Raw genomic sequence first — 10,194 nt, forward strand, 5'->3', positions numbered from 1 at the left:
GGGTGGGTCACGGTGCGGTCCATGCCGGGATGCTACCGCCGATGCGCACGCAGGGCGCCCCCCCGCTTCGGTAGGGTAGGGCCACCCCCGCGCCCGTCGGTCGCCGCGCCGGCACCGACCGGAAAGGAGCCGCCATGCCCAGGCCCGTCACGCTCTTCACCGGCCAGTGGGCCGACCTGCCCCTCGCGACGCTCGCACCCCTCGCGCGCGACATGGGGTACGACGGTCTCGAACTGGCCTGCTGGGGCGACCACGTCGACGTTCGGCGCGCCGCGTCCGACCCGGCGTACGTTCGCGAACGCCTGGATCTGCTCGAGGCGCACGGCTTGAGCCTCCACGCGATCGGCAACCACCTGGTCGGCCAGGCGGTGTGCGACCCCGTCGACGACCGCCACCGCGCCATCCTTCCCGAGCGCGTCTGGGGGGACGGCGACCCGGAAGGCGTCCGGCGCCGCGCCGCGGAGGAGCTGCAGGTGACGGCCGAGGCGGCGCAGGCGCTCGGCGCGAGCGTCGTGACGGGGTTCAGCGGCAGTTCGATCTGGGCCGGCCTGTACCCCTTCCCGCCCACCGACGCGGCGTACGTGCGGCGCGGCTTCGAGGACTTCGCGGCCCGCTTCGAACCGATCCTGCAGGCGTTCGACGCCGCGCACGTGACGTTCGCGCTGGAGGTCCACCCGACCGAGATCGCCTTCGACGGCGCGACCGCCGCGCGCGCCCTCGCGGCGGTGGATCACCACCCGCGCTTCGCGTTCAACTACGACCCGTCGCACCTCGCCTACCAGGGGGTGGACTACGTGCGCTTCGTGCACGATTTCGGGGCCCGCATCGCGCACGTCCACGTCAAGGACGTCGCGTGGGGGCGGGGCGACGGCACGGTCGGGACGTTCGGGGGCCACACGGCGTTCGGGGACCCACGCCGCGCGTGGGACTTCCGCAGCGTGGGGCGCGGCGACGTCGATTTCGACGCGATCCTCGCCGCGCTGCAGGACGTCGACTACGACGGTCCCCTGTCGGTGGAGTGGGAGGACGCCCGCATGGACCGCGTGCACGGCGCGCGGGAGGCGGCGGCGTTCGTGCGGGCGCTCGATTACCCGCCGGCCGGCGCGGCGTTCGACGCGGCGTTCGGGAGCGACGCGTGATCCGGGAGCCCGCCGTGCCCCTGCGCCTCGGGATGGTGGGGGGCGGCACCGGCGCGTTCATCGGCGCGGTCCACCGCACCGCCGCCCGCCTCGACGGCGCGTTCACGTTGACCGCCGGCGCGCTGGCGTCCACGCCGGAGCGGGCGCGGGCGTCGGCGGCGGCGATCGGGCTGCCGCGCAGTTACGACGACTGGCGCGCGATGGTCGCGGGCGAGGCGGCGCGTCCGCCCGAGGAACGCATCGAAGCGGTCGCGATCGTGACCCCCAACCACCTCCACCACCCGGTCGCGAAGGCGTTCCTGGAGGCCGGCATCCACGTCGTGACGGACAAACCGATGACGACGACGTCGGCCGAAGCGGACGAACTGGTCGCCCTCGCCGACGCCCGCGGGTTGGTGCTGGCGGTGACGTACACGTACGCCGGCTACCCGATGGTGCGTCAGGCCCGCGCGATGGTGGCGGCGGGGGACGTCGGCACGGTCCGGAAGGTGGTCGTGACGTACCAGCAGGGGTGGTTGGCGACGAACGTCGAGGCGACCGGCCTCAAGCAGGCGGTGTGGCGCGCCGACCCCGCGAAGGCCGGCATCGCCGGCGCGATGGGCGACATCGGCAGCCACGCGGAGAACCTCGTGGCGACGGTCACCGGCCTCGAGGTGGAGGCGCTCTGCGCCGACCTCACGACGTTCGTGCCGGGGCGCGCCCTCGACGACGACGCGTCGTTGCTGCTGCGCTTCCGGGGGGGCGCGCGCGGCGCGATGGTCGCCTCGCAGGTCGCGGTCGGGCGGGAGAACGACCTGCGCCTCGACGTGTTCGGGAGCGACGGGGCGCTCACCTGGCGGCAGGAGGCCCCCAACGCGTTGACGTACGCTCCGCTGAACGGTCCGGCGCGCACCCTGACGCGGGGCGGGCCGGGCCTGCACCCCGCGGCGGAGGCCGCCGCCCGCGTCCCGGGCGGGCATCCCGAGGGTTTCCTGGAGGCGTTCGCGAACGTCTACGGTGACGTCGCCGCCGCGATCCGCGCCGCGCAGGGGCACGACGTGCCGCCCGGCGACCCGCCGACCGGACGGGAGGGCGCGCGCGGCATGCGCTTCGTCGAAACGACGATCGCGAGCGCGGGCAGCGACGCGAAGTGGACGCCGGTCCCGGACGCGCCGACGTGAGCGACGCCGCGCCGCCCGGGGCCGCCGGGGACCTGACGATTCGCGAGCTCGCGACGGCGGAGGCGGCGCGCGCCGCCGAGGCGCTGCAGCAGCGGGTGTGGGGGTTCGAACCGATCGAGGTCGTCCCGCAGCACGTCCTGTTGACCGCGCAACGGCACGGGGGGCTGCTGTTGGGCGCGTGGCGGGGGCCGCGCCTGCTGGGCGTCTCGTTCGGCTTCCTGGGCCGCGACGGGGACGTCCCCGCCCTGTGTTCGCACCTGCTCGGGACCGACCCCGACGCTCGCGGCCTGGGGGTGGGCGTGGCGCTCAAGTGGGCGCAACGCGAGGGGGCGCTCGCGCGCGGCGTGACGCGCATCGTGTGGACGTTCGACCCGCTGGAGCACGGCAACGCCCGCCTGAACACGAGCGTGCTCGGGGGGACGTCGAACCGGTACGTCGAGAACCTGTACGGCGACCTGCGCGACGAACTGAACGCCGGCCTCCCCAGCGACCGGCTGGAGGTCGTGTGGGACCTGGAGGCCCCCCGGGTCGCGGCCCGTGCCGCGGCGCACGCCGAGGGGCGGCGCGCGGGCCCACCGGCCGCGCGCGGCGTGCGCCTCGACCCGGAGGCGCCGTGGGGCGACGTGGCCGACCCCGAAGGCGCGTCGCGCGTGCGGCTCGGAGCGCCGCGCGACGTGCAGGGCCTGCGCACGTCGGACCCGGAGGCGGCGGCGGCGTGGCGAGGGCACCTGCGCCGCGCGCTGCCGCCCCTGTTCGAGGCGGGGTACGTGCTCGACGGGGCCGGGTTCGCCCCCGCGGACGGCGCGGCCGAACTGTGGCTGGCGCGCGCCGGGATCTGACGAGGGGCGTTCACCGAGGACGGTCGACGCGCCGCGGCGGGCGGCGCGTCGCCTGCACCGCATCACCGCGGTCTGAACCGGCGCGGGGGCGGAGCCGCGTCGGCTCCGCCCCCGCGGGCGGTCAGGGGCGCGCCGACGCGTTCAGCCGCACTTGCTGTAGCCGCAGCTTTCGCACTTCTGGCAGCCCTCCTCGAAGCGTAGCGGGGCGCCGCAGTCGGGGCACGCCTGGCCGCGCTGCAGGACGTTCTCGACGCCGGCCGTCTCCAGCGCGACGGCGATCAGGTCGGCCTTGCTGGCGACCATGCGGCCCTGGTAGCTGCCGTACATGCCGCCGTTGATGCCGCGCAGGGTCTTGACGAGCGCTTCGGCGGGTACGCCGTACTGCAGGGCGATGGACACGACCCGGCCGAGCGCTTCGCTGTCGGCGTTCGCTTCGTCGCCGGCCTTCCCGGAGAGGATGAACACCTCGCTGGGGAGGCCGTCCTGCTTGTTGACGGTGACGTAGAACCCGCGCGACTCGCCGGTGGGCAGCATCAGTTTCGCGGTGTCGGTGAAGCCCTCGAGGCGGCCGGGACGCTCGAAGAGCGGCTCGCCGGGCAACGTCCCGCCGTGCGCCGCGACGCCGGTGGGGGCGGGGCGGGTGCGGGGGGCGGTGGCGACCGCGGCGGCCGGCGCCTGCGGGGCGGCCGGCGCCTGCGGGACGGGGGTCGGCGTCGCGCCCGGCGCCTCGCCGTGCGCGCCGTCGCCCGCGTCGCTCCGCGCGTCGTCCTGCGCGTCGTCGCTCTTCTTGGTGGAGAGCACCTGGAACTGGCGGCTGCCGTCGCGGTAGACGGTGATGCCCTTGCAGCCCTCGTCGAAGGCGAGCGCGTAGGCGTCGAAGACGTCGTCGACGTCGGCGGCGTTGGGCAGGTTGATGGTCTTGGAGATCGAGTTCGCGGCCTGCGCGCCGCCGTCGAAGGCGCGTTGGACGACGCCCTGCATCTTGACGTGGTCTTCGGGGCGGATGTCGTGGGCGCACGTCAGGACCGCCTGGACCTCGGCGGGGACGAAATCGAGCCCCTGCACGGAGCCGTGGGCGTCCTGGACCTTCTCGACGACCTTGTCCCAGTCCCATCCGCCGTCCTTCATGAAGTCCGGGTGCGGGGGGTGCTCGTTCAGCAGCTCCTCGAACAGCGGGTGGATCAGGGCGGCGTAGCCGTCGCCGATCTTGCGGTAGATGAAGGGCGCGAACACCGGTTCGACGCCGCTACTGACCCCCATGAGCATGCTCGTCGTGCCGGTCGGGGCGACGGTGAGGACGGCGACGTTGCGGCGCGGCTCGATGCCGGTGGCGTCGGCGAGGCCGGGGAAGGTGCCGCGTTCCTCGCCGAGCGCGCGGCTGGCGTCGACCGCCGCGTCGTGCAGCATCGAGATCATCGTGTGGACGGCGCGACGCCCCTCCTCGGAGTCGTAGGCGTAGCCCATCTTGATGAGCGCGTCGGCGAGGCCCATGACGCCGAGCCCCAAGCGCCGGAGCTTCATGCTCATGTCGCGGTTGTCGTCGAGGGCGAAGCGGTTGACGTCGAGCACGTCGTCGAGGAAGCGGACGGTGGTGGCGACGTCCTCGCGGAACGCGCGGCCGTCGAAGCCGTCGATCCCGACGCCGGACGTCGCGACGTACGCCGCGAGGTTCATCGCGCCGAGGTCGCACGGTTCCCCGGGGTACAGCGGGATTTCGCCGCACGGGTTCGTGCTCTTGATGTCGCCGTAGGCGGCCCGCATGGGGTTGTGGGCGTTGATGCGGTCGACGAAGATCAGGCCCGGCTCGCCGGTGGACCAGGCGTGCTCGGCGATCTCCTGGAGGACGCCGCGCCCCTCGGTACGGGCGCTCTTCATGAAGGCGTCGTCGACGAGGACGCTGATGTTGAAGGTGCTGATGTCGCCCTCGGCCTCCTCGCGGTCGAGGTCCTTCGCGGTCACGAAGTCGCGGACGTCGGGGTGGGTGATCGACAGCGTGCCCATCCCCGCGCCGCGGCGCGTGCCGCCCTGACGGATGGCGCGCAACGTCGGCGCGAAGGTGTAGCGCAGCGTCGCGACGGGGCCCGCGTGCGCCGCGCCGCCGAGCCCGCCCCACGTCGCGAAGTTGTCGAACACCTCGACGGCGAAGCTGGACGGGCCGCTGCTCGTGCCGCCGGAGCCGTTCACGGGGGTGCCCTCCGCGCGCAGGTCGGAGAGGTCGACGACGAGGTCGCGTCCGTGCAGGACCGCCATCGCGGTCTCGCCGGCGGCGGCCCAGATGTCGTCGACGCTGTCGCCCACGACGCGGACGTCGACGCCGTCCGGCAACGCGTCCTTCTCGACGATCCGGGCGGTGCGGTACCCCTTCGTGACGTACGAGCCGTGCACCAGGTCGAGGAACGTCCCGCTCGCGACCTTGTCGTGGTCGGGGTGGCTGCGGTCGATCGTCAGGTAGATCGTCCCGGGCGTGCCGTGCCAGGCGGACTTCGGGGGGAGCGGGTCGAGGTTGACGCCGTTCCCGCCCCCGACCTTGGTGACGAGCGCCAGCTTGGTGGCGAGGTGCAGCACCCACGCGTCGCTGCCCTCCTCCTCCGGCCGGCCGTCCTGCACGAAGCAGTTCAGGACGTTGCCGTGCTGCGTCGCCGCGCCCGCCAGCACCCGTCCGCCGGGGCAGAAGCGCTTGTCCGCCATCAGGTCGTAGAAGCGCTCCGCCCAGCCTTCGCGTGCGTCGCCTTCGGGCGTCGCCACCCAATCGGCGACGCGACGGAACATCGCGCCGAGGTCGGTGTCGCCCGGCTGGAAGTACTGGCGTTCGGCGATCGTGACCGCGTGCGGATCGAAGGCGGCGAGGCGGGGGTCGGGGGCGTCGTGAGGCACGGGATTCCTCCGTTCCTGGCGCGGCGCGTCGGCCGGCCGGGTGCGTGGGGTCCGCGCGGCCGGAGGGGCGGGCGGACGGCGGCGTGGGGGTGCGGTCGCGGCGGGACCCGGCGACCGAGTGCGTCTGCCCCGTAAGGTACCAGAGCGCAGGGACCCGGGGACGCGAATTCCTCCACATTTGCCTACTACATCTTGTAGGCGCGCCGCACGCCGTCACCATTGATGGCGTGCGCGTCCTGCACGCGAGGGACGCCGCCCGCCCCCGCCGCCGCGCCCCCCTCGGACCCCGTGCTAGGTTCCCGGTGGGCACCTCACGTGGAGAGGGTCCCGGGGCCCGCCGACCCACCGGCGGGCCGTTCTTCTTGGTTCGCTTCGTCGTGGTTCGCTGCGCCGTGGCTCGCAGCGTCGTGGCGGCCTGCGTCCCCACCGGCGCCGCTAGTGCCGGAAGTGCCGCACCCCGGTCAGGACCATCGCCACGCCGCGCGCCTCCGCCGCCGCGACGACGGCGTCGTCGTTCACCGACCCGCCCGGCTGCACCACCGCCGTCGCCCCCGAGGCCAGCGCCGCCTCGAGGCCGTCGGGGAACGGGAAGAAGGCGTCGGACGCGACCGCACCCCCCTCCGCCCGGCCGTCGGCCTTGCGCACCGCCAGCCGGGCGGCGTCGACGCGGTTCTGCTGGCCCGCCCCAATCCCGAGCGCCACCCCGTCCCGCGCGAGCACGATCGCGTTCGATCCCGTCGCCGCGACCACCCGCCACGCGAAGCGCAGGTCCCGCCACTCGGCGTCGGTGGGGGCGCGCGAGGTCGCGACCGTCCCCGCGGCGAGGTCCTCGTCGACCGGGTCGGGCGTCTGGACCAGCAGGCCGCCGTCGAGGCTGCGCACCTCGAGGGGACGGGGGCCGGGCGGCGGCACCTCGAGGACGCGCATCGCTTTGCGTTTCGACGCGAGGTGCTCGAGGGCGTCGGGCGCGTAGCTCGGCGCGACGAGCACGTCGGCCTTCGGGCCGGCCAGGATCCGCTCCGCCGTGGCGTGGTCGACCTCTCGGTTGAACGCCACCACCCCCCCGAAGGCGGACACGGGGTCGGCGTCGAGCGCGGCGGCGTAGGCGTCCGCGAGCGCGTCGCGCTCCGCCACGCCGCACGGGTCGGCGTGCTTCACGACGACCGCTGCGGGTGCGTCGAAGGCGTACGCCAACCGCCACGCCGCCTCCCCGTCGAGCAGGTTCAGGTACGACGGGGCGCGCCCCTTGTGGCGCGTCGCGGCGTCCCACGCGCCGGGCCGGCCGATCGTGCGGTAGCGCGCAGCGAGCTGGTGCGGGTTCTCCCCGTAGCGCAGGACCTCCGCCCGCTCCAGCGCCAGGTGAAGCGTCGGGGGCAGCGCCGCGTCGACGTTGCTCGCCGCCCCCTCGCTCGCGTCCACGTCGCGGGTCTCGGCGGCATCGAACCACGCCACGATCGCCGCGTCGTACGCCGCGACGTGCGCGAACGCGGCGCGCGCCAAGCGCCGCCGCATCGCCGCACGCGGGCCGCCGTCCGCGATCGCCACCAGCACGTCGTCGTACGCCTCCGGGTCGACGACGACGGTGACGCGCTCGTGCGTCTTCGCCGCCGCCCGCAGGAGCGCCGGCCCACCGATGTCGACGAACTCCAGCACGCGTTGCTCGCTCGCGCCCTCCCGCGCCGCGGCCTCCCGGAAGGGGTACAGGTTGACGACGACGAGGTCGAACGGCTCGACGTCGTGCGCCGCCAACGCGCCGGACGCGACGTCGGCGCTGCGCGCCAGGACCCCGCCGTGGATGCGAGGGTGCAGCGTCTTTACGCGCCCGTCGAGGATCTCGGGGTGGCCGGTGACGTCCGCGACGTCGCGCACCTCGACGCCCGCCTCGCGCAGGGTGCGTGCGGTGCCGCCACTCGCCACGATCTCGAGGCCGGCCTCCGCCAGGCCTCGCGCGAACGGCGCCAGGCCGCGCTTGTCGGAGACGCTGATCAACGCTCGTTTCATGCCGGAAGGCTACCCCACCCCCCCGGCCGGCCCCACGAACGAGGACCGGGCGCGACCCGAAGGTCGCGCCCGGTCGCGCGCCCGCCGGTCGGGCCTCAGTCGCTCGTGGGGGCGTCCGGGTCGGTGCCGTCGAGCAGGTCGGTGGGGGTGGGGATCGCCTCGCTCGGAGAGACGGTCGGCGTCGGCACGCCGGTGTCGACGAGGACCTCGACGTCGATCGTTTCGCGCAAGCCATCCAACCACTCGCGCTGCAACGCCTGACGTTCCTCCGCCAGGACGCGCGCTTCGGCGTCGGAGCGCACCTCGTCGAGCGGACGGACGCGCTCCTCGACGCGCTCGGCCACGAGGACGACGTACGTCTCGGTCGGCGCGTCGGTCGGCGAGGCGTCGGACGGCGAGGCGTCGCTCGGCGACGCGAGCGCGGTCGGTTCGAGCACCAGCACGTCGGACAGTTCGCGCGCATCCCCGTCCAGCGGCGTGTACGCGTCGGTATCGAACAACGAGACGTCCAGCGCCGTCTCCAGCGTCCCGCGCTGCACGACGCCGACGTCCTCGTACGTCCCGTTCGTCGCGTCGGCGGCCGCCTCGACGTCGTCGCCCGCGAGGACCGCGTCACGGAACGCGCGCGCGTCCGCCTCGACCTCGAAGTCGACCCGCTCGACGTCGGCGCTGGCGGGCACCGTGTAGCGGTCGAGGTTGTCCTCGTAGTACGCCCGGATCTCCTCGTCGTCGGCGTCGGCGTCGCGCGAGACGTAGTCGAGCGCCGCCTGCGCGATCTGGTCGCGGGACCCGACGAACGTCGGCTCGAGATCGTCGGCACCCTGCACCGCGAGCGCGCCGTCGACGAGCTGCTCGAGGATCGTCGGGCGGAAGAAGTCGAAGATCAACGTCGCCGTCTGCGGCCCGAGCGACTGCCGGATCTGCGGGTTCGTGTACGTCGCACGCACGAGGTCGGACGTGAGGATCTCGCGATCCCCGACGCGCGCCGCGACGGGGTCGTCGACCGGCAGGTCGCTGCCCTCGACCGCTTCGACCTCCGCCTCGGCGACGAGGCGCTCGATCTCCGCTTCGACGACGGCGTTGCGCTTCGCGGCGAGCGCGTCCGCCTCGACCTGATCGCGGACCTCGTCCAGCGGCCGCGTTTCGGCCGGCACGATGCGTTCGACGTCGACGAGGTACACCCCGCCGGCCGCCTGGATGGGGGGCGTCACGCCCGGCGTCGTCCGCGCGAACACCGCGTCGGCGACCTGGGACGGGAACGCCGGACGGCCGACCGGCTGCGGCGTGTCGCCACCCACGGCGCCGCCCTGCTCGGCGCGCTCGAGCGACACCTCGCGGGCGACGTCGGCAAACGCCTCGCCGGCCTGCACGCGGGCGCGGACGTCCTCGGCGACGTCGACGTCGCTCACCACGATCTGGCGGGCGACGACGGTCGGTTCGGTCTGGTAGGCGCCCTCGTTGGCCTCGTAGTACGCCTCCGCCTCGCCCGGCTCGAGCGCGACGTCGGCGACGAGTTCGTTGCGGTACGCCGCGACCTGCAGTTGCTCGCGGACGTAGTCGCGGAACGTCGCGTCGGTGTAGCCCGCCCCACCGATCAGCCGCAGGTACGCCTCGTCGTTGGCGGAGCCGTCGACGCCGTTGCGCTCGCGGAACGCTTCGACCTCGGCGCGCACCTGGCCGACCCCGATCCGCTGCGAGGCGGCCGCCTGCCGGAGGACCTCCTGCTCGACGACGGTGGCGACGAGGAGGCGCTCGAGGTCGGTGGCGACCGGCCCCTCGCGCACCGCGTCGAACACGGTCGACGACGAGCGGACCTGCGCGACGTCGAGTTCGGTCAGGGTCTCCCCGTCGACGCGGAGCGCCGGGACGCTCGTGTCGGTCTGGCCTCCGATCGCGCCGAGCGTGGGGGTGAAGGTGATGACCATCCCGACCAGAAGGCCGATCGAGACGATCCACAGAATGATCGTGTTGGTGCGGCGGCTCAGCCTCATTACCTTGACGTCCTCCCGATGCCGGTGCTAGGTTCTCGTTTCGGTCGCGCGCCCGTAGCTCAGCCGGATAGAGCGTTCGCCTCCGGAGCGAAAGGTCACAGGTTCGAATCCTGTCGGGCGCACCACCCTCGTCGCACGGTCCTGCGTTCGTTCCGCGCGCACCTCCGCGCTCGGCGCCACGCTCGGCGCC

The 10,194-nt window shown here is 74.2% G+C and carries 6 protein-coding genes and 1 tRNA gene; 4 read left to right on the top strand and 3 right to left on the bottom strand.

All coding sequences use genetic code 11. From position 1 onward, the window contains the following. The first annotated feature begins 134 nt into the window (after window positions 1-134). The 3 genes from RI554_08460 to RI554_08470 are packed head-to-tail and all read left to right on the top strand — an operon-like array spanning window position 135 to window position 3,138. Window positions 135-1,139 carry a sugar phosphate isomerase/epimerase gene (locus RI554_08460; GenBank protein ID MDR9392043.1) on the top strand — a complete coding sequence of 335 codons (1,005 nt, stop codon included), beginning with the start codon at window positions 135-137 and terminating at the stop codon, window positions 1,137-1,139. Continuing rightward, window positions 1,136-2,299: a Gfo/Idh/MocA family oxidoreductase gene (locus RI554_08465; protein ID MDR9392044.1), complete on the top strand. Its 1,164-nt coding sequence runs from the start codon at window positions 1,136-1,138 to the stop codon at window positions 2,297-2,299. Before RI554_08460 ends, RI554_08465 begins: the two co-directional genes overlap by 4 nt. Then, the gene (locus RI554_08470) at window positions 2,296-3,138 is read left to right on the top strand and encodes a GNAT family N-acetyltransferase (protein ID MDR9392045.1); all 843 of its coding nucleotides are present in this window, start codon (window positions 2,296-2,298) and stop codon (window positions 3,136-3,138) included. The genes RI554_08465 and RI554_08470 overlap by 4 nt, the downstream gene beginning before the upstream one ends. Window positions 3,139-3,279: 141 nt before the next feature. On the opposite strand, the gene RI554_08475 is transcribed toward RI554_08470, so the two are convergent. The 3 genes from RI554_08475 to RI554_08485 form a co-directional block, all read right to left on the bottom strand. Then, window positions 3,280-6,012, bottom strand: coding sequence for a ribonucleotide reductase N-terminal alpha domain-containing protein (locus tag RI554_08475; GenBank protein ID MDR9392046.1), 2,733 nt, complete (start codon window positions 6,010-6,012; stop codon window positions 3,280-3,282). Window positions 6,013-6,447: 435 nt separating this feature from the next. Then, entirely contained in the window at window positions 6,448-8,013 is a 1,566-nt protein-coding gene (gene purH / locus RI554_08480; protein MDR9392047.1) for a bifunctional phosphoribosylaminoimidazolecarboxamide formyltransferase/IMP cyclohydrolase, read from the bottom strand. A gap of 95 nt (window positions 8,014-8,108) precedes the next feature. Beyond that, complete coding sequence (locus RI554_08485; GenBank protein MDR9392048.1) at window positions 8,109-10,004, bottom strand: peptidyl-prolyl cis-trans isomerase; 1,896 nt, start codon at window positions 10,002-10,004, stop codon at window positions 8,109-8,111. A 48-nt stretch (window positions 10,005-10,052) separates the two neighbouring features. Here RI554_08485 and RI554_08490 point away from each other — a divergent pair. Continuing rightward, window positions 10,053-10,129, top strand: a tRNA-Arg gene (locus RI554_08490). The last annotated feature ends 65 nt before the right edge of the window (window positions 10,130-10,194 follow it).

It is taken from the genome of Trueperaceae bacterium, assembly GCA_031581195.1.
Taxonomy (GTDB): Bacteria; Deinococcota; Deinococci; order Deinococcales; family Trueperaceae; genus SLSQ01.